The organism is Achromobacter veterisilvae, assembly GCF_037619525.1.
In the GTDB taxonomy this organism is placed as follows: Bacteria; Pseudomonadota; Gammaproteobacteria; order Burkholderiales; family Burkholderiaceae_B; genus Achromobacter; species Achromobacter veterisilvae.
In genome coordinates this window covers 2,702,993-2,722,429 of record NZ_CP148753.1, presented here as the reverse complement: position 1 = coordinate 2,722,429, position 19,437 = coordinate 2,702,993, and the positions used below count along the sequence as shown (strand labels likewise).

15 protein-coding genes are annotated in these 19,437 nt (G+C 67.6%); 3 read left to right on the top strand and 12 right to left on the bottom strand.

Translation table 11 applies throughout. The features are described from left to right. Positions 1-19: 19 nt before the first annotated feature. From WHX56_RS12540 to WHX56_RS12485, 12 genes are all read right to left on the bottom strand, one after another. Complete coding sequence (locus WHX56_RS12540) at positions 20-343, bottom strand: DUF3325 domain-containing protein (RefSeq protein ID WP_129243878.1); 324 nt, start codon at positions 341-343, stop codon at positions 20-22. After that, positions 340-2,022 carry a PepSY-associated TM helix domain-containing protein gene (locus WHX56_RS12535; protein ID WP_129243880.1) on the bottom strand — a complete coding sequence of 561 codons (1,683 nt, stop codon included), beginning with the start codon at positions 2,020-2,022 and terminating at the stop codon, positions 340-342. Before WHX56_RS12535 ends, WHX56_RS12540 begins: the two co-directional genes overlap by 4 nt. Then, positions 2,019-2,300 carry a DUF3649 domain-containing protein gene (locus WHX56_RS12530; protein WP_129243883.1) on the bottom strand — a complete coding sequence of 94 codons (282 nt, stop codon included), beginning with the start codon at positions 2,298-2,300 and terminating at the stop codon, positions 2,019-2,021. Before WHX56_RS12530 ends, WHX56_RS12535 begins: the two co-directional genes overlap by 4 nt. Before the next feature lie 23 nt (positions 2,301-2,323). Next, entirely contained in the window at positions 2,324-2,956 is a 633-nt protein-coding gene (locus WHX56_RS12525; RefSeq protein ID WP_338881338.1) for a DUF4198 domain-containing protein, read from the bottom strand. A 122-nt stretch (positions 2,957-3,078) separates the two neighbouring features. Beyond that, positions 3,079-5,490: a TonB-dependent siderophore receptor gene (locus tag WHX56_RS12520; protein ID WP_338881776.1), complete on the bottom strand. Its 2,412-nt coding sequence runs from the start codon at positions 5,488-5,490 to the stop codon at positions 3,079-3,081. Positions 5,491-5,674: 184 nt separating this feature from the next. Further along, entirely contained in the window at positions 5,675-6,628 is a 954-nt protein-coding gene (locus WHX56_RS12515) for a FecR domain-containing protein (RefSeq protein WP_244235123.1), read from the bottom strand. Next, entirely contained in the window at positions 6,621-7,154 is a 534-nt protein-coding gene (locus tag WHX56_RS12510) for a sigma-70 family RNA polymerase sigma factor (RefSeq protein ID WP_338881337.1), read from the bottom strand. Before WHX56_RS12510 ends, WHX56_RS12515 begins: the two co-directional genes overlap by 8 nt. A 110-nt stretch (positions 7,155-7,264) precedes the next feature. Continuing rightward, positions 7,265-8,356 (bottom strand): cell division protein ZapE, encoded by a 1,092-nt coding sequence (zapE, locus tag WHX56_RS12505; protein WP_129243894.1) that lies wholly within the window; start codon positions 8,354-8,356, stop codon positions 7,265-7,267. Between the two features lie 77 nt (positions 8,357-8,433). Beyond that, complete coding sequence (gene lpdA / locus WHX56_RS12500) at positions 8,434-9,861, bottom strand: dihydrolipoyl dehydrogenase (RefSeq protein WP_129243898.1); 1,428 nt, start codon at positions 9,859-9,861, stop codon at positions 8,434-8,436. A 102-nt stretch (positions 9,862-9,963) separates the two neighbouring features. Next, complete coding sequence (gene odhB, locus WHX56_RS12495) at positions 9,964-11,181, bottom strand: 2-oxoglutarate dehydrogenase complex dihydrolipoyllysine-residue succinyltransferase (RefSeq protein WP_338881336.1); 1,218 nt, start codon at positions 11,179-11,181, stop codon at positions 9,964-9,966. A gap of 102 nt (positions 11,182-11,283) precedes the next feature. Then, positions 11,284-14,151: a 2-oxoglutarate dehydrogenase E1 component gene (locus WHX56_RS12490; RefSeq protein ID WP_129241994.1), complete on the bottom strand. Its 2,868-nt coding sequence runs from the start codon at positions 14,149-14,151 to the stop codon at positions 11,284-11,286. 329 nt (positions 14,152-14,480) lie between these two features. Further along, on the bottom strand, positions 14,481-14,951 hold the full coding sequence (locus tag WHX56_RS12485) for an Lrp/AsnC family transcriptional regulator (RefSeq protein WP_129241993.1): 471 nt from the start codon (positions 14,949-14,951) through the stop codon (positions 14,481-14,483). A gap of 192 nt (positions 14,952-15,143) precedes the next feature. Here WHX56_RS12485 and WHX56_RS12480 point away from each other — a divergent pair, with 192 nt between their 5' ends. From WHX56_RS12480 to WHX56_RS12470, 3 genes are all read left to right on the top strand, one after another. Then, positions 15,144-16,160 (top strand): 1-aminocyclopropane-1-carboxylate deaminase, encoded by a 1,017-nt coding sequence (locus WHX56_RS12480; RefSeq protein ID WP_129241992.1) that lies wholly within the window; start codon positions 15,144-15,146, stop codon positions 16,158-16,160. A gap of 145 nt (positions 16,161-16,305) precedes the next feature. Next, entirely contained in the window at positions 16,306-18,066 is a 1,761-nt protein-coding gene (gene uraD, locus WHX56_RS12475) for a 2-oxo-4-hydroxy-4-carboxy-5-ureidoimidazoline decarboxylase (protein ID WP_338881335.1), read from the top strand. Between the two features lie 5 nt (positions 18,067-18,071). Further along, positions 18,072-19,304: a M20 family metallopeptidase gene (locus tag WHX56_RS12470; protein ID WP_338881775.1), complete on the top strand. Its 1,233-nt coding sequence runs from the start codon at positions 18,072-18,074 to the stop codon at positions 19,302-19,304. Positions 19,305-19,437 lie beyond the last annotated feature (133 nt).

Sequence of the window (19,437 nt, the reverse complement as noted above, 5' to 3'; positions counted from 1 at the left end):
GGGCGCCGCGCCCGCGCCGCTACAGGACAGCCAGCAGCGGCGCCGCCAGCGCGCACAGGCCGCCGGCGGTCAGCGCGGCGCGCGGCCGGAACGTCAGGAACCAGATCAGCAGCAGGCCGGCGATGCTGAGGATGCCGATCCATTCGACCGTGCCGTAGCTCCAGCCCCAGACCGCCGCCGAGGCGCACAGCGACAGGGCCAGCGCGGCCCAGCCGAATACGCGCAGCGGCACGCGGTGCCGCCGCGGCAGCGCGCGGTCGAAGAGATCTTCATAGTGGCGGTCCATTCCCAGGCACAAGGCGGAGAACCCCGCGTAGGCCAGGCAGAAGGCGGCGAGCGTCATGGCGTATCACCTCTCGGTTCATAAACGACGTGGCTCGAAGCGGCCTGCGCCGCGGGAGCCTGCGCGACTTGGGGGGAAACGGTCTTGGCGGCGGGGCGTTCGGCGCGCGCCTTGGCGGACGCCTTCGCCGGCGCCTTGCGGGCCCTAGCGGCCTTGCGCGCCATCCAGCCGAACAGCGCCGCGCTGGCCAGGCAGGTCAGGTCGAAGCCGGCCATGACCCAATCGCCGGCGGGCAGGGATACGCCCAGATGGCGCGACGTGGTGAACGCGTTGACCACCGGCACCAAGGCGAGCGAGGCGGCGGCGATGGCCAGCAGATCCTGCCATTTGCGGCGCTGGAAAAGGAATGCGTAGACCAGCGACAGCCCCCAGGCGGAGAAGAACGCGCGCACTTCCCAGACCTGGCGGCCGGGCATCTCGGCCGGCAACAGGCGATTGGCCAGGAAGAAGGCCGCCACGCCGAACACCACGCCCGCGATCGTGCCGGCGTTCAGGCCGTCCACCAGGCGCAGCGAGAATGCTTCGCGGACGTCGCCCGGCCGCGCCTTCTGGCGGCGCTTGGCGATCCACAGGACCAGCCCCGTGCCCACCATGCCCGTGCCCGCCAGGCTGACCAGGAAGTAGAACCACCGCAGCAGCGGTTCGGCGAACAGCCCCAGATGCAGCCCGGTGATGACGCCGGCGGTTTGCACGGTGGCGCTGAGGTCGTCCTCGCCTTCCTGGAAGGCGCCCGTCACGCCGTCAAAGCGCATGTAAGGCGCCAACCGGCCATACGACACCCCGTCGGCGGCGTCGCGGACCAGGGTCACGGTGGCGCCCGCGTCGCCGGGGTTGTTGACCGTGACGCGGCCGACCCGGCCCTGCCAGTGATCCTGGGCCTGGGCCACCAGCGGCGCAATCTGGACCAGCGGCGCCGGCTGGTTCAGCGGCGGCGTGATCTTGAACGACTTGAAGACCTCGTCGGTGTACTGGCGCGGGTTTTCATAGACGGCCTGGATGCCGGCGGGCATCAGCATGATCATGAACAACACCAGCCCGCTGAACGTGATCATCAGGTGGAACGGCAGCCCCAGCACCGACAAGACGTTATGCCCGTCCATCCAGGCGCGCTGTCCGCCCTTCTTCGGGCGGAAGGTAAAGAAATCGGTGAATATCTTCTTGTGCGTGATGATGCCGCTGATGATGGCCACCAGCATGAACATGCCCGCGATGCTCGCCAGCCAGCGCCCCCACGGGAACGCGGTTTCCAGTTCGAAGTGGAACCGGTAGAAAAAATCGCCGCCGCGCGTTTCGCGGCCGGTGACGGCCTGCCCGCTGACGGGGTCCAGCTTCACGCGCACGAAACCGCGCTCGCCCGGCTTGGGCTTGGCCACCTGGTACAGCATCTGGATCAGCGGCTCGCGGTTCGACGGCGGCGTGATGAACCAGCGCTTGGCGTCCGGCGCGTGTTCGTTCAGGTAGCGCTGCGCCAGGTCCACCGCCTGCACCGCGGGCGTCGGCCGGGCCTGGATCTCCGGCTGCATCCAGCTCGTGATCTCGGGCCGGAAGAACGCCAGCGTGCCGGTCAGGAACATCGCGAACAGCACCCAGCCGAAGATCAGGCCGGCCCAGGTGTGCAGCCAGGACATGGACTGGCGCAAGCCTTCTTCGCCCTGCGCCTTGGCTTTCCCAGCCTTCATGCCACCCCCATCGCGCGGCCGGCCAGGAACAGGCCGCCGAGCACGGCGGCCGGCACCAGGATGCCGGCCCAGGCGCGCCACGCATTGCGCGTGGCGAAGACCCAGATCACGCCGCAGGCGTAGAACACGAACGACAACATCTGCGCCGTGGTCACGGCGTCCGCCCGCCCCATGGGCAGCCAGACGGCCAGGCAGGCCGCGGCCGCCGAGGCCAGGGCATAGCCGCCCAGGATGGCGGCCGCCACCCGGGAAAAAACGGCCAGACGATAGCGCATCATGCCTGCGCCGGCAGCGGGAGCTTTCACTTGGACACGTTGAAGGTCAGGGTGGATACGTAGCGGATCTTGGCGTAGGACTTGCCGTCGGCCTCGCCCGCCTTCTCTTCGACGTGGGCGGCTTCCAGCACGTACTGGCCGGGCCACGGCGTGGTGATTTCGATGCGGCCGTTCTCGTCGCTCCAGAAGCGCTTTTCCCACTTCGGCGGACCGAACACGGTGACTTCGGTCTTGGGCAGCGGCTTGCCCTGGAATTGCAGCACGAAGGCGTTGGCTCCCGCGGCGGCCGGCACGAGCTCCAGGTCCAGCTTGGCGGCGGTGTCTTCGCGGCCGGCCTTGGCGCCATACTGCACCAGGGTGTCCTTGAACTGGTAGGGCTGGCGCAGGCGCACGTCGCCCTTGCCCGCCGTGGCGAACTCGATGAAATCCGCGCCCTCGCCCGACGGCTTCAGCGCTTTGCCGTCGGCGCCCGTCACGACCGGCGAAACCATGATCTTGCCGAGCAGGCCGTCGCGCTTCTCGCGCAGGTCGTCGGCCCACTCGCCGAAATACGCCTTGGCCGGCCCCTCGGCGCTGCGTTCCAGCCAAACGAAATGCGCCTGCGCGGCGCCCGCCGTGCCCAGGAGGGCGATGGCGGCCAAAGTCCTTGCGAATGCCATTATTGATTTTCCTTTAGTCCAGGCGCCTGGCCGGATCCGCCCCCGCGGCCGGATCCGATTCGGCGGGACCTGAATTATAACCATTCTCACTACGATGGGGCACGAAAATGCCGGCCGCCGCCCTACCAGCGGTACCGCAGGCTGGCCTTGATCGAGCGCTGGTAGCCGTACCAGCACCAGGAGTCCCCGGCGCACGAGGCGATGTATTCCTTGTCGAACAGGTTCTGCACGTTCAGCGCCACCTGCATGCCCTTCAGCGCGGGAGACGCGCGGCCCAGGTCGTAGTCCAGCATCAGGTCGAACAGCGTGACCGACGGCACCTTCAGGGTGTTGGCCTCGTCCGCGTACGACGAACCGATGTAGCGCACGCCGCCGCCCACGCCCAGGCCCGCCAGCGGACCTTCCTGCAACTGATAGCGCGCCCACGCGGAAGCCTGTTGCGACGGCACGCCCACGGGCGTCTTGCCCTTCAGGTTGAACCCCGTCACGCTGGGATAGGCCTTCGAGTATTCGTTGTCCATCAGCGAGTACGCCGCCACCAGCGTCAGCCCGCGCAGGGGTTCGGTCTTGGCCTCCAGTTCGATCCCCTGCGTGCGCAGTTCGCCCGCCTGGATGGAGCAGCGTCCGCCGGCCGTCCCGCAGACGTGGGTGGGATCCGGATCCGTGGTCGTCATGTTCTCGCGGCGGATATCGAAGGCGGCGGCCGTCAGCATCGTGGCGCTGCCCGGGGGCTGGTACTTGATGCCCACTTCATACTGCTTGCCCTCGATCGGCTTGAACGGCGCGTTGTTCCAGCCCGTGCCCGATTGCGGCTCGAACGACTCCGAGTAGCTGAAGTACGGCGCCACGCCGTTGTCGAAGTTGTAGATGACGCCCATGCGGCCCGAGAAGGCTTCGGTGTTCAGCGACGAGGGCGCGACGCGGCCGGTCGCGAGCGTGGTGGTCTCGCCGACGGTGCGCGACCAGTCGTAGCGCCCGCCCAGCAGCACCGACAGGCGGTCGATCCTGATCTGGTCCTGGAAGTACAGGCCGGTCTGGTATTGCCTGGACGTGGCGTCCGTCGAGAACGCCGGCACGGGAATGTGCTGGTGGTTGTCCGGATTCATGACGTCCAGGGCCGGCGCGGTGCCGAACCCCGACAGCGTATCGGTCTTGACGTGCTGGTAGTCCAGGCCCAGCAGCACGGTATGGGCGAAGGCGCCCGTGTCGAAGCGCGCCTGCAGATTGTTGTCGAGCGTCAGCGCGCCCACGTCGACGTCGGTGGCGATCGACGCGCGCTGCTGGTACAGGTACGTTTTGTCCGTGTAGCCGTAGTTGTTCGTCATCGCGCCGTAGATGCTGCGGTACCGGGCTTCGGAACGCGTCCAGCGCAGGCTTTGCGAGGCCTTGAACGTGTCGTTGAAGCGGTGGTCCAGCACATAGCCCAGCGAATAGCTCTTGCGGTCGCTCTCTTCGAAGTTGGCGTCGCCGTCGTAGTAGTCGGCCGGCAGGCGGATGCCGTCCGGCGCCGACTGCAGCGTGCGCATGGACGAGACGCTGCCGTACGAGCCCATGTCGGGATCCCGCTGGAAGTTCGTCAGCACGGTCAGCGTGGTGTCGCCATTGGGCTTCCACGTGAAGGCCGGGGCCACGAAGTACCTGCGCTCCTTGGTGTCCTTGACCTGGCCGTCGGACAGGTAGCCCGAGCCCACCAGGCGGTACAGATACTTGCCCTCGTCGTCCAGCGGGCCGCCGAAGTCGAAGTTGGCGCGGCGGTAATCGTAGTTGCCGACCTGCACTTCGACCTCGCGCAGCGTCTCTTCCAGCGGACGCTTGCTGACCTGGTTCACCACGCCGCCGGGGCCGCCCTGGCCGTACATGACCGAAGCCGGCCCCTTCAGCACGTCCACGCGCTCCAGGCGATAGGCGTCCACCTGAGGCAAGGCGTCGCGGCCGCCGAACACCCGCAAGCCGTCCAGGTAGGTCGAGGCCGAGAAGCCGCGCACGCTGAACTGGTCCAGGCGCGTGGCCGTGGCGCCGCGCGTCTCCGTGGCCACGCCCGCCGTGTATCGCAGCACCTGGTTGAGCGTCTGCGCGCCCTGCTCCGTTATCTGCTCGCGGGTGACGACGGACACGGACTGCGGCGTCTCGATCAGCGGCGTGTCGGTCTTGGTGGCGCTGGCGCTGGCCTTGGCCACGTAGCCCACCGTCGGCGCCAGCGCGCTGTCGGACATGCCCGATACGGTCACGGGCGCCAGCGTCGTGGTGCCGCCCTCGAACGAAGACGCCGGCACCAGGGTCCAGGCGTTGCCCGATTGCGCGCGCGCCTGCAGGCCGCTGCCCGACAGCAGGCGGGAAAATCCGGCGCCCACCGAATAGGCGCCGTCCAGGCCTTCCGAATGGCGGCCGCGCACCAGCGCGGGATCGAACGACAGGATCACGCCGGCGCTGCGCGCGAACTGCGTCAGGGCGTCGGCCAGGGCGCCGGCGGGGATCTGGTAGCTGCGCTGCGCGTTGGCGGCGGCGGGGACGGCTTGCGCCCGGGCCGGCGGCATGGCGGCGGCAAGCGCGCCCGCGCAGGTGGCGGCCAGCACGGCCAGGCGGCCGGCGGCCAACGGTGCGCGCAAGCGCGAGTGAGATGAAACGGACACGAAACTCTCCCTGTACGGTGATGTCTATCCCTGCTTTCCGTACGGGATCCGAAAACCTGCAAGGCGCAGGCCGGAAAATTTGTAACGCTCAGGTCTCGCGGGGTCCGACCCACAGCAAGTACTGCGTATGCCGCGTCACGCTGATCGGCAAGGCGGGCTCCAGCGCCTTGAGCGCGCGCTCGGCGTCGTCCAGGGGGAATACACCGGACAGCCGCAGCCCGGCCACGGCCTGATCCACGCGGATCAGGCCCAGCCGCTGGCGCGCCAGGTAGCGCGCGAATTCGTCCAGGCGCCAGTCCTTGGCCACCACCATGCCGTCGACCCAGGCCAGCCGGTCCGGATCGGCGGCCAGGCGGCCGACTTCGCCGCTATCCGAAAACGTCAGGCGCTCGCCCGCGGCCGCCAGCGTCGTCGCGCCCGCGCGCAGCAACTGGACGCTGCCTTCGTAGACGCCCACGCGCGCGCCCTCGTCCGTACGCCTCAGGTCGAAGCGCGCCGCTTCGGCGCGCAGTTCGCCATAGCCGGTATCCACGCGCAGCGCTTCGACCCCGGGGCGGGGTTCGGTGCGGACCAGCATTTCGCCGCGCAGCAGATCGATGCCGCGGGCCCCGCCCCGCAGGTGCAGGCGCACCGCGCTGTCACTGTTCAAAGTGATGTGCAGCCCGTCGGCCACCGCCACCGCGCGCCGCTCGCCGATGCGGGTGCTCAGGTCCGCGGCCAGGCGCTGCCAGGGGGCATGGCGGTAGCCCGCCCAGCCGGAGGCGGCCACGCCCGAGATCGCCAGCAGTCCGCGCAGAATCGTCCGGCGGCCCGCCGACCGCGGCGCGGCCAGCGCCGCATGCGCCAGCGCGGCCGGCACCCGGCGCGCATCCCGGCCGATGCGCTGCAGGCGGTCCCAGGCCTGGCGGTGCGCGGGGTCCTGCGCCAGCCAGGCTTCCCATTCCCGGCGCTCGTCCGCGCCGGCCACGCCCGACTGCAGCCTGGCCCACCAGGCGATCGCCTGGCTTACGACGGCGTCCGGCGGCGCGCCGGCGCTATCCATAGAACGCCGCATAGCATGCGGACATTGCGCGCACCATGTACTGCTGCACGGAACTCAGCGAAACGCCCAGGTGCTCGGCGATCTCGGGATAGGTCAGGCCGTCCAGTTGCGACAGCAGGAAGGCCGAGCGCGCCTTGGGCGGCAGGCCGTCCAGCAGGCGGTCCAGTTCCGCCAGCGATTGCAGTTGTTCGGCCTGGGCCTCGGGAGACGGCGCATAGGCCTCGGGGATCGCGGCCAGATAGGCAAGATAGGCGCGCTCCAGCGCGGCATGCCGCTGGTGGTCCACCACCAGGCCCTTGGCGATCGTGGTCAGCAGCGCCCGCGCGTCGCTGGCGCGCACCGCCTTGCGGCCCTGGATCACCCTCAGGAACACGTCCTGCGCCAGGTCCTCGGCGCGATGCTCGCAGCCCAGCCTGCGGCGCAGCCATCCGAACAGCCAGGGGCGGTGATCGCGGTACAGGCCATCGACGGGCGCGGCCGAAGCCTCCGCGCACGAGGCCGGTGAAGACAGGAAGGGGGAGGACACGGTAGAGACTGCGGCGCTGGACCAGAAGTCTCAAAATCTTAATTGATAATGACTTGCATTACTAATGCTATGTGCACGCCGCCCGGAAAATCCGGGCGGATGCGGCATAACTACAACGACACGGTGAGCCGGCGCTCGGACTCCAGATATTCGCGCGATTGCATTTCGAGGATGCGCGAGACGGTGCGGTGGAACTCGTTGGCCAGCGCGCCTTCCGTGTAGATCTCTTCGGGCTCGCATTCGGCGGACATGATGAGCTTGACGCGATGGTCGTAGAACACGTCGATCAGCCAGGTGAAGCGGCGCGCCTCGGACGCCTGGCGCGGCCCCATCCGGGGCACGCCCGACAGGATCACCGCGTGGAAGCGGTTGGCCAGTTCCAGGTAGTCGTTCTGCGAACGCGGGCCGCCGCAAAGCGTGGCGAAGTCGAACCACACCACCGAGCCCGCAAGCGCCAGCGCTCGGATTTCGCGGTGCTCGATATGCAGCAGCGGTTCCTGGGGCGGCGTGTCGGCCAGCGTGTCGAAAGCACTCTGCAGCGCCTGCCGGGCGTGTTCGTCCAGCGGCGTGTGGTAGCACTGCACCTGCTCCAGCGAACGGCGGCGGTAGTCGACGCCGGCATCCACGTTCATGACGTCCATGCGCGACTGGATCAGCGCAATCGCGGGCAGCACGCGGTCGCGGTGCAGGCCGTCGGTGTACAGCGTCGACGGCTCGTAGTTGGAGGTCATCACGAACGACGTGCCGTATTCGAACAGCTTGAGCAGCAGGCGGTGCAGGATCATCGCGTCGGCCACGTCGGACACGTGGAACTCGTCGAAACAAATCAGGCGGTAGCGCTTGGCCACCCGCCTGGCCACTTCGTCCAGCGGGTCCTGCATGCCCTTCACTTCTTCCAGTTCGCGGTGCACGCCGCGCATGAATTCGTGGAAGTGCAGGCGCGTCTTGCGCACCACGGGCACGGTGGCGTAGAAGGCGTCCATCAGGAAGCTCTTGCCCCGGCCGACCCCGCCCCACAGGTAGACGCCGCGCGGCACGTCGGGGCGGTTCAGCAGCTTCTTCAGCGCGTTCGAGCGCATCGACTTGAACTTGACCCATTCGTCGTAGTAGCGCTGCAGCCGGTCGATCGCCTTCTTCTGCGCTTCGTCGGGCCGGTAGCCGCGTTCGGCCAAGGCGTGTTCGTAGTATTCGCTGACGTTCATGTGAGGGGCAGGTAAAGCAAAATGAAAAAAGGGCGGATCCTTGAACCCGCCCCCCTCTTGCATCGGCTACGCGTCGATCAGAAGTTCAACGCGCGCTTGTCCACGGCCAATGCGGCTTCCTTCACGGCTTCCGACAGCGTCGGGTGCGCGTGGCAGATGCGGGCGATGTCTTCGGCGGCGCCGCGGAATTCCATGATGGTCACGGCTTCCGAGATCAGCTCCGAGGCCATCGGGCCCACGATGTGCACGCCCAGGACTTCGTCGGTCTTGGCATCGGCGATCACCTTGGCGAAGCCCGTGGTGTCGCCCAGCGCGCGGGCGCGGCCGTTGGCCAGGAACGGGAAGCTGCCGGCCTTGTACTCGCGGCCTTCGGCCTTGAGCTGCTGTTCGGTCTTGCCCACCCAGGCGATTTCCGGCGAGGTGTAGATCACCCACGGCACGGTGTCGAAGTTGACGTGGCCGTGCTGGCCGGCGATGCGCTCGGCAACCGCCACGCCCTCTTCCTCGGCCTTGTGCGCCAGCATCGGGCCGCGCACCACGTCGCCCACCGCCCAGACGTTCGGCAGGTTGGTCTTGCAGTCGCCGTCCACGGCGATGAAACCGCGTTCGTCCAGCTTCAGGCCCACGGTGTCGGCGTTCAGGCCGCCGGTGTAGGGCACGCGGCCGATCGAGACGATCAGCTTGTCGACCACCAGCTTCTGCTCGGCGCCCTTGGCGTCGACGTAGGGCACGGTCACCGACTTGGCGGTGGCCTTGATCTCGCCGATCTTGACGCCCATCTGGATGTTCAGGCCCTGCTTGGTGAAGGCCTTCAGGGCTTCCTTGGCCACTTGCTGGTCGGCGGCGGCCAGGAATTCCGGCATCGCTTCCAGGATGGTGACGTCGGAACCCAGGCGGCGCCACACGCTGCCCATTTCCAGGCCGATCACGCCGGCGCCGATCACACCCAGCGTCTTCGGCACGGCGCCGATGTTCAGCGCGCCATCGTTGGACAGCACGACCTTTTCGTCGAACGGCAGGCCGGGCAGTTCACGCGCCGACGAACCGGTCGCGACCACGACGTGCTTGGCCACCAGGTCTTCCTCGGCGGTGCCGGTGACCTTGATGGCCCAGCCGCCTTCCACCTGGCCGGCGAACGCGCCCTTGCCGTGGAAGAAGGTGACCTTGTTCTTCTTGAACAGGTACAGGATGCCGTCGTTGTTCTGCTTGACCACCGTGTTCTTGCGGCCGATCAGCGTGTCGAGCTTCAGGCTGACGCCCTTGACTTCGATGCCGTGCTCGGCGAAGTGATGGTTGGCCTGTTCGAAGTGCTCGGACGATTGCAGCAGCGCCTTGGACGGGATGCAGCCGACGTTGGTGCAGGTGCCGCCGGGGGCCGGGCCGCCCTGGCCGTTCTGCCAGGCGTCGATGCAGGCCACCGACATGCCGAGTTGGGCCGCGCGGATGGCGGCGATGTAGCCGCCGGGGCCGGCGCCGATCACGACGACGTCAAATTGTTTGGACATAGTGTTCTCGCGGTGAGGTATTGAGTAAAGCACGCCCCGCCCTGCGGGCCGGCCGGAAGCCGGCCGGGCGCCGCGCGCGGGCGCCGGGCCGGGGCGTCGAGATTACAGGTCCAGCAACAGGCGCTGCGGATCTTCCAGGGCGTCCTTCATGGCGACCAGGCCCAGCACGGCTTCGCGGCCGTCGATGATGCGGTGGTCGTAGGACAGCGCCAGGTAGTTCATCGGGCGGATGACGATCTGGCCGTTTTCAACCACGGCGCGGTCCTTGGTGGCGTGCACGCCCAGGATGGCCGATTGCGGCGGGTTGATGATCGGGGTCGACAGCATCGAACCGAACACGCCGCCGTTGGAGATCGAGAACGTACCGCCGGTCATTTCTTCGATGCCCAGCTTGCCGTCGGCGGCGCGGCGGCCGAAGTCGGCGATCGCCTTTTCGATGTCGGCGATCGACAGTTGGTCGGCGTTGCGCAGGATCGGCACCACCAGGCCGCGCGGGCTGCCCACGGCGATGCCGATGTCGAAGTAGCCGTGGTAGATGATGTCCTTGCCGTCGATCGAGGCGTTGATCAGCGGGTACTTCTTCAGCGCGGCCACGGCGGCCTTGACGAAGAACGACATGAAGCCCAGCTTGATGCCGTGCTCTTTCTCGAACTTGTCCTTGTACTTCGTGCGCAGGTCGATGACGGCCTGCATGTTCACTTCGTTGAAGGTCGTCAGGATCGCGTTTTCCTGCTGCGACTGCAGCAGGCGCTCGGCGATGCGGGCGCGCAGGCGGCTCATCGGCACGCGCTGTTCCGGACGGCCGTCCAGCGACAGCGTGGTCGGGGCGGGAGCGGCGGCCGGGGCGGCCTTGGCGGGAGCGCTGGCGGCCAGGGCGTCGCCCTTGGTCACGCGGCCGTCGCGGCCGGAGCCGGCAACGCTGGCGGCGTCCACGCCCTTCTCGGCCAGGATCTTGGCGGCGGCGGGCGAAGCCACGCCGGCGGCGGCCGACGCAGCGGGCGCCGCGGAGGGAGCGGCGGCGGCCTGCTCGGCGGCCTTGGGCGCCTCGGCGGGCGCGGTGGCGGCGGCGGCGGCCTTGGCGGCGGTGTCGATGCGGGCCAGCACTTCGCCCGAGGTGACGGTGCTGCCGTCGCCCTTAACGATTTCAGCCAGCACGCCCGAGGCGGGAGCCGGCACTTCCAGCACAACCTTGTCGGTTTCGACTTCGATCAGGATTTCGTCCGCTTCGACGGCAGCGCCCGGCTGCTTCTTCCAGGTCAGCAGCGTCGCTTCGGAGACGGATTCGGAGAGTTGGGGGACGACGACGTCGGTAATAGCCATTTTGTTTGTTCCGTAGAGGTTTGTGTTCTGATCGCGCGGCGCGGCAAGCTTCGAAAGGGATTTCTGAAACCTGCCGCGCGCAGCGCACGCATCGGGCGAGGGTTACTTCGTCAACATGACCTTGAACTTGGGCGCGAAAGCCGCTTCGATCAGGGCCTTCTGCTGCTCCTGGTGCTTGGCCAGGTAGCCCACCGCCGGCGAAGCCGACGCGGCGCGGCCGGCGTAACCCAGCTTCTGGCCTTCGACCATGTTCTCGTACACGTGATGCTGAACGTAGAACCAGGCGCCTTGGTTCTGGGGCTCGTCCTGAACCCAGATCACCTCGGTTGCCTTCGGGTACTTGCGCAGTTCCGTCTCGAAAGCCTTGTGCGCGAACGGATACAGTTGTTCGACGCGGACGATGGCGACGTTGTCGACGCCACGTTCGCGGCGGGCATTGACCAGATCGTAGTAGACCTTGCCCGAGCAAGCCAGCACGCGCTTGACCTTGGCGGCGTCGATGGCCTCGTCGACCTCGCCGATGACCGGGCGGAAGCTGCCGCCGGCCAGATCGGTCAGGGGCGAGCCCGCGTCCTTGTTGCGCAGCAGCGACTTCGGCGTGAACAGCACCAGCGGCTTGCGGAACGGGCGGATCATCTGGCGGCGCAACACGTGGAAGATCTGCGACGCGGAGGTCGGCTGGATCACCTGCATGTTGTTGTCGGCGCACAGTTGCAGGAAGCGCTCGATGCGGCCCGACGAGTGCTCGGGGCCCTGGCCCTCGTAGCCGTGCGGCAGCATCAGGGTCAGGCCCGACTGGCGGCCCCACTTGGCTTCGCCGGAGCTGATGAACTGGTCGATCACGACCTGGGCGCCGTTGACGAAGTCGCCGAACTGGCCTTCCCAGATGGTCAGCGTGTTGGGTTCGGCGCTGGAATAGCCGTATTCGAAGCCCAGCACCGCCTCTTCGGACAGCACGGAGTCGATGACGGTGAACGGAGCCTGGCCTTCCGACACGTTCTGCAGCGGAATGTAGGTGCCGTCGTTCCAGCGTTCGCGGTTCTGGTCGTGCAGCACGGCATGGCGGTGCGTGAACGTGCCGCGGCCCGAGTCCTGGCCGGTGATGCGGATGGCGTAGCCCGAGGACACCAGGGTGGCGAAGGCGAGATGTTCGCCCATGCCCCAGTCCAGGTTCATTTCGCCCTTGGCCATGGTGCGGCGGTCGTTCAGCAGCTTGGCGACCAGCGGGTGCACCGTGAAGCCTTCCGGCACCGTGGTGATGCGTTCGCCGATGCGCTTCAATTCAGCCAGCGGCACGGCCGTGTCGGCCTGGTCGGTCCACTTGGCGCCCAGGAACGGCGACCAGTCGATCGCGTACTTGCTCTTGTAGTCGGTCAGCACCGGTTCGATGGTGCGCTGGCCGTCTTCCATCAACTGGCGGTAGTCCTTGACCAGTTGGTCGGCTTCGCCTTCGGCCAGCACGCCTTGCGTGGTCAGCTTGTCGGCGTACAGCTTGCGCGTGCCGGGGTGGTGGCCGATGCGCTTGTACATCAGGGGCTGCGTCAGCGACGGGGTGTCCTGCTCGTTGTGGCCCAGCTTGCGGAAGCAGACGATGTCCACGACGATGTCGTGACGGAACTGCAGGCGGTAGTCCAGCGCCAGCTTGGTGACGAACACCACGGCTTCGGGATCGTCGCCGTTGACGTGGAACACCGGGGCTTCGATCATCTTGACCACGTCGGTGCAATACAGCGTCGAACGCGAGTCGCGCGGGTCGGACGTGGTGAAACCGATCTGGTTGTTGATGACGATGTGCAGCGTGCCGCCCGTGCCGTAGCCGCGGGTCTGCGCCAAGTTCAGCGTTTCCATGACCACGCCCTGGCCGGCGAAGGCCGCGTCGCCGTGCACCAGCACCGGCAGCACTTGCTTGCCTTCGGCGTCGCCGCGGCGTTCCTGGCGGGCGCGCACGCTGCCTTCGACCACGGGGTTGACGATTTCCAGGTGGGACGGGTTGAACGCCAGCGACAGGTGGACCGGGCCGCCACGGGTGGACAGGTCGCTCGAGAAGCCGTTGTGGTACTTCACGTCGCCGTCGGTCAGGCCTTCGGCGTGCTTGCCTTCGAACTCGGCGAACAGGTCGCCGGGCATCTTGCCCATGATGTTCACGAGCAGGTTCAGGCGGCCGCGGTGGGCCATGCCGACCACGATTTCCTGGACGCCGTTTTCACCGGCGTGGTTCACCACTTCGTCCATCGAGGCGATGAAGCTTTCGCCGCCTTCCAGCGAGAAGCGCTTCTGGCCGACGTACTTGGTGTGCAGGAAGCGCTCGAGCCCTTCGGACTCGGTCAGTTGCTGCAGGATGTGGCGCTTTTCTTCGGCCGAGTAGGCGGGCGCGCCCAGGGTGGTTTCCAGGCGTTCCTGGATCCAGCGCTTGGCGGCGGGGTCGGAGATGTGCGTGAATTCGGCACCGATGCTGCGGCAGTAGGTGTCGCGCAGCGCCTTCAGGATGTCGCGCAGCGTCATGGTGCTGGCGGTCGTGAAGTAGGTGTTGGTGGCCGAGTAGGTCTGGTCCAGGTCGGCTTCGGTCAGGCCGTAGAAGGCGGGATCGAGCTCGGGGATCGGCGGACGTTCCTGGCGCTTGAGCGGATCCAGGTCGGCCCAGCGCGAACCCAGCGAACGGTAGGCGGCGATCAGCGATTGCACCGAGACTTGCTTGCTGGCGACGCTCAGGTCGGGTTCGGCGGAGCGCTGCACGAAGGCGTTGGCCTTGGCGCGCTGGGCGAACGATTCGACGATGGGAGCGTGGGCCCGGTCGCGGGTGGATTCCTGGCCGTCGGTGGCGGGAGCGTGCTGCAACTGGTCGAAGTATTCGCGCCAGTTGTCAGGTACCGAACCGGGATTGTCGAGGTAGGCTTCGTAAAGCTCCTCGACGTAGGGGGCATTCCCCCCAAACAAGTAAGACGTGGATAGGGATTCTATTTCCGAAGACATATCGCTTCACCTTTACGAGTGCTTCACTCGACACGATGCAGGGAAAACCTTCCGCGACACGGGCTTCCCGTTTAGCGGATAGCAGGGGCAGAAGGCGCGTACAAGCCTTGAAAGCCGTATGGCCGAAAGTATAACCCTTTGAGTTTACGGGCGTCTTCTTGCGTTTGCGTGACGCAAAAGCCTATTGGGAATGCCTCCATGCGGCAGTGGAATGTCCAGCGAACCCCGTTCATTGCGCCGTCTACTTGCCATCAAATTCCGTCAATCCAAAATGCGGCGGCGCGTCATTTTTAGTGCGGTGCAAAACAAGTGTTGCGCGTTCGCCGCGATTACACCGGCAGCTCGGTCGTCGACAGTATCTCTTTCAATACGAAAAAGGTGCGGATCTGGCGTACGCCGGGAAGTTTGATGATCTCGCCCGCGTGCAGCTTGTTGAACCGTTCCAGGTCGCGTATGCGCAGCATCAGGAAGTAGTCGAATTCGCCCGCCACCAGGTGGCACTCCAGGCAGCCGCTGATGCCGCGCGCCGCCTCTTCGAAATCGGTGAAGGACTCGGGCGTGGAGCGGTCCAGCACCACGCCCACGATGACCAGCGTGGCCATGTCCACCTCGGCGGGCTCGAGCAGGGCGACCGTCTTCCTGATGATGCCCTCGCCCTTCAGCTTCTCCACGCGGCGCAGGCAGGCCGCGGGGCTCAGGTGGACCCTCGCGCTCAGCTCCAGGTTGGTGATCTGGGCGTCCTGCTGCAGCGCGCGCAGGATCTGGCGGTCGATGCGGTCCAGGCCGGAAAGGGCTGCCATTTCATATGTCCCTGAAAATTAGATTTCTTGGTTCATTTTCTGCACCAAATAATAATTCTCTATTCTCTGTTTTTGAAAATATTAATAGCGAAAGACGATAAAAATACGCAATTGACCCAGGGTTCCGGCAATTCCTATGATTTTTCCATCCGAGCCATCCCGGCCGGCACGGCAAGACCCACAGGAGCCAGCATGGATCTTCAACGATTTCCCCGCCATCGCCTGACCTTCGGCGACACCCCGATAGAAAAGCTCGAACGCCTGTCCGCGCACCTGGGCGGCAAGGTCGAGATCTACGCCAAGCGCGAAGACTGCAACAGCGGCCTGGCCTTCGGCGGCAACAAGCTGCGCAAGCTCGAATACCTGATCCCGCAAGCCCTGGAGCAAGGCTGCGACACGCTGGTCACCATCGGCGGCATCCAGTCCAACCACACCCGCATGGTCGCCGCGGTGGCCGCCAAGCTGGGGCTCGCCTGCGTGCTGGTGCAGGAAAACTGGGTGGACTATTCGGATGCGGTCTACGACCGGGTCGGCAACATCATGATGAGCCGCCTGATGGGCGCCGACGTGCGCCTGGTCGACCAGGGCTTCGACATCGGCTTCCGGCGCAGTTGGGAAGAGGCGCTGGAAGACGTGAAACGGCGCGGCGGCAAGCCCTATGCCATTCCGGCCGGCGCGTCCGACCACGAACTGGGCGGCCTGGGCTACGTGGGCTTCGCCGAGGAAGTGCGGCGCCAGGAGGCCGGACTGGGGTTCAAGTTCGACTATATCGTCGTGTGCGCCGTCACCGGCAGCACGCAGGCCGGCATGGTGGTGGGCTTCGCGGCCGACGGGCGCGCGGACCGCGTCATCGGCATAGACGCCTCCGCCACGCCGGACCAGACCCGGGCGCAGATCCTGCGCATCGCGCGGCGCACCGCCGACATGGTCGGGCTGGGCCGCGCCATCGGGGACGAGGACGTGGTGCTGGACACGCGCTACGCCTATCCGGCCTATGGCCTGCCCTCGGCCGAAACCAACGAGGCCATCCGCCTGTGCGCCCGGCTGGAGGGCATGATGACCGACCCCGTCTACGAGGGAAAATCCATGCAGGGCATGATGGACCTCGTCCGCCGCGGCGAGATCCCCGCCGGCTCCCGGGTCCTGTACGCGCACCTGGGAGGGGTGCCGGCGATCAACGCCTACAGCTTTCTGTACCGCAACGGATAAGGGCGCCTACGGCCCCCTGGGCTGGCCCAGCGGCGACCTGCGCTGAAAGCGCCGGCCCGGCTTGCGGCCTTCCCGGGCTTGCCAGCCCGGGCGGTCGGCACCCATCATGTACATGACTTCCGCACAAAACATGAACAGGACGGCCATGGCCCACACCCTAGCCCATCTCAACTCGGCATCGCCCGCCGATGCCGCCGCCATGCTCGACGGCCTGTATGGGCCTGCGCCCTGGATCGCCCAGCGCGCGCTGCAATCCCGCCCGTTCCGCTCCCTGGCCGACCTGCGGCAACGCCTGCGCCAGGCCGTGGGCGACGCGGACGCGCAGGCCCGCCTGGCCCTCGTGCGCGCCCAGCCCGAACTGGCCGGCCCGGCGCCCGGCGGGGAATCGGCCCGCGAACAGGAAATGGCCGGGCTGGCGCAAGGAACGGCGGACGAGCAGGCCCGCCTCGGCGAGCTGGCCGCGGCCTACGGCGCCAAGTTCGGCTTCCCCTTCGTCCTGGCCCTGCGCGGCCCGCGCGGGACCGGGCTGTCCCGCCCGCAGGTCGTCGACGAACTCGCGCGCCGCCTGGACAACCCGCCCGACGCCGAACTCCAGGAGGCGCTGCAACACCTCCACCGCATCGCCGAAATCCGGCTGCAAGACAGGTTCGGCGACGCGCCCGCCATGGGCAACGATATCTGGGACTGGGGCGAACAGCTTGCCGCCCACAGCGATCCGGGCTATGCGGAAAAAGGCCTGCTGACCGTCACCTACCTGACCGACGCGCACCGCGCCTGCGCGCAGCAGCTTTCGCAATGGATGCGCGACTGCGGCTTCGACGAGGTCGGGATCGACGCCGTGGGCAACGTGGTGGGCCGCTACCTGGCCGGCCGCGCCGACGCCCCCACACTCCTGACCGGCAGCCACTACGACACGGTGCGCAACGCCGGCAAGTACGACGGGCGGCTGGGCATCTTCGTGCCGATGGCCTGCGTGCGCGAACTGCGCCGGCGCGGCAGGCGCCTGCCCTATCACCTGGAGGTCGTCGGTTTCGCCGAAGAGGAAGGCCAGCGCTACCGCGCCACCTTCCTGGGCTCGGGCGCCCTGGTCGGCGGCTTCCGGCCCGAATGGCTGGACCAGAAGGATGCGGACGGCATCAGCATGCGCGACGCCATGGCACGCGCCGGCCTGCGCGCCGAGGACATCCCGGCGCTGCGCCGGGATCCCGCCCGCTACCTGGGCTTCGTCGAAGTCCACATCGAGCAGGGGCCCGTGCTGTATGAAATGGGGCTGCCGCTGGCCGCCGTCACATCCATCAACGGCTGCCTGCGCTACCAGGTCCAGATCCTGGGCATGGCCTGCCATGCCGGCACCACGCCGATGGACCGGCGCCGCGACGCGGCCGCCGCGGCGGCCGAGATGGTCCTGTATGTGGAACGGCGCGCCGCCCGCGACGGCAACTCGGTCGGCACCGTCGGCATGCTGGAAGTGCCCGGCGGCTCGACCAACGTGGTGCCCGGCGAGTGCCGCTTCACCCTGGACCTGCGCGCGCCCAGCGACGCCCAGCGCGATGCGCTGGCCCGCGACGTGCTGGCCGAACTCGAGGCCGTCTGCCAGCGGCGCGGCCTGCGCTATGCGCTGGAAGAAAGCATGCGCGCCGCCGCGGCGCCCAGCGACCCCGCCTGGCAGCGGCGCTGGGAACGGGCCGTCGACGCGCTGGGGCTGCCGGTCCACCGCATGCCCAGCGGCGCGGGCCACGACGCCATGAAACTGCATGAAGTCATGCCGCAGGCCATGCTGTTCGTGCGCGGCCAGAACTCGGGCATCAGCCACAGCCCCCGCGAATCCACCTCCAGCGACGACATCCAGCTCGCCGCGCAGGCGATGCTGCATTTGCTCGACGCGCTCGCCGACGACACGAAATGACGACCATGACCGACTACGCCCGGCTCGACGCCTGGATCGACGCCCACTTCGACGAGGAAGTCCGCTTCCTGCAGGAACTGGTGCGCGTGCCCACCGACACGCCGCCGGGCGACAACGCGCCCCACGCCGAACGCACGGCCGAACTGCTGCAAGGCTTCGGCCTGCCGGCCGAGGCCCACCCGGTGCCGGCCCAGGAAGTCCGCGACTACGGGCTGCAATCCATTACCAACCTCATCGTGCGGCGCGAATACGGCGCGGGCGGCCCGCGCATCGCGCTGAACGCCCACGGCGACGTGGTCCCTCCCGGCGACGGCTGGCAGCACGATCCCTACGGCGGCGAAATCGACGGCGGCAGCCTCTACGGCCGCGCCGCCGCCGTCAGCAAGAGCGACTTCGCCAGCTTCACTTTCGCGCTGCGCGCGCTGGAGGCCGTCGCCAGGCCAGGCCGAGGCGCGGTCGAACTGCACTTCACCTACGACGAGGAATTCGGCGGCCTGCTGGGGCCGGGCTGGCTGCTCTCGCAAGGGCTGACCAGGCCCGACCTGCTGATCGCGGCGGGCTTCAGCTACGAAGTCGTGACCGCGCACAATGGCTGCCTGCAGATGGAAGTGACCGTCCACGGCAAGATGGCGCACGCCGCCATCCCCGACAGCGGCGTGGACGCGCTGCAGGCCGCGGTCGGGATCCTCGAAGCGCTGTACGCGCAGAACGCGCGCTACCGGAACATCCGGTCCCGGGTGCCGGGCATCAGCCACCCCTACCTGAACATCGGGCGCATCGAAGGCGGCACCAACACCAACGTGGTTCCCGGCAAAGTGGTGTTCAAGCTGGACCGCCGCATGATTCCCGAGGAAAACGCCGCCGAGGTCGAGGCGGACATCCGCCGCGTCATCGGCGACGCCGCCGCGTCCCGGCCCGGCATCGCGGTGGACATCAAGCGCCTGCTGCTGGCGAATTCCATGCGCCCCCTGCCCGGCAGCCAGCCGCTGGTCCAAGCCATCCAGAAGCACGGGCAGGAACTGTTCGGCGAACCGATACCCGCCATGGGCACCCCGCTCTACACCGACGTGCGCCTGTACGCCGAAGCCGGCATCCCGGGCGTGATCTATGGCGCGGGGCCGCGCACGGTGCTGGAATCGCACGCCAAGCGCAACGACGAACGCGTGGTCATGGAAGACCTGCGCCGCGCCACCAAGGTCATCGCCCGCACGCTGGCGGACCTGCTCGCGCCGGCTTGAGGCGGGAACACCCCCGCGCAGGGCACGCGCTGCCCGGTGTCTGACACCCGTACGAGATGCTCTTTCAGGCTGAAGCAGATCTTCCCGGGTGTCTGACACCATGTGTGTGGGTGTCAGACACCCGGGAAGCGCT

Coding starts and splice junctions, on each gene's coding strand:
- WHX56_RS12540 (WP_129243878.1), bottom strand. CDS start 343: ATGACGCTCGCCGCCTTCTGCCTGGCCTACGCGGGGTTCTCCGCCTTG.
- WHX56_RS12535 (WP_129243880.1), bottom strand. CDS start 2,022: ATGAAGGCTGGGAAAGCCAAGGCGCAGGGCGAAGAAGGCTTGCGCCAG.
- WHX56_RS12530 (WP_129243883.1), bottom strand. CDS start 2,300: ATGATGCGCTATCGTCTGGCCGTTTTTTCCCGGGTGGCGGCCGCCATC.
- WHX56_RS12525 (WP_338881338.1), bottom strand. CDS start 2,956: ATGGCATTCGCAAGGACTTTGGCCGCCATCGCCCTCCTGGGCACGGCG.
- WHX56_RS12520 (WP_338881776.1), bottom strand. CDS start 5,490: ATGCCGCCGGCCCGGGCGCAAGCCGTCCCCGCCGCCGCCAACGCGCAG.
- WHX56_RS12515 (WP_244235123.1), bottom strand. CDS start 6,628: ATGGATAGCGCCGGCGCGCCGCCGGACGCCGTCGTAAGCCAGGCGATC.
- zapE (WP_129243894.1), bottom strand. CDS start 8,356: ATGAACGTCAGCGAATACTACGAACACGCCTTGGCCGAACGCGGCTAC.
- lpdA (WP_129243898.1), bottom strand. CDS start 9,861: ATGTCCAAACAATTTGACGTCGTCGTGATCGGCGCCGGCCCCGGCGGC.
- odhB (WP_338881336.1), bottom strand. CDS start 11,181: ATGGCTATTACCGACGTCGTCGTCCCCCAACTCTCCGAATCCGTCTCC.
- WHX56_RS12490 (WP_129241994.1), bottom strand. CDS start 14,151: ATGTCTTCGGAAATAGAATCCCTATCCACGTCTTACTTGTTTGGGGGG.
- WHX56_RS12485 (WP_129241993.1), bottom strand. CDS start 14,951: ATGGCAGCCCTTTCCGGCCTGGACCGCATCGACCGCCAGATCCTGCGC.
- WHX56_RS12480 (WP_129241992.1), top strand. CDS start 15,144: ATGGATCTTCAACGATTTCCCCGCCATCGCCTGACCTTCGGCGACACC.
- uraD (WP_338881335.1), top strand. CDS start 16,306: ATGGCCCACACCCTAGCCCATCTCAACTCGGCATCGCCCGCCGATGCC.
- WHX56_RS12470 (WP_338881775.1), top strand. CDS start 18,072: ATGACCGACTACGCCCGGCTCGACGCCTGGATCGACGCCCACTTCGAC.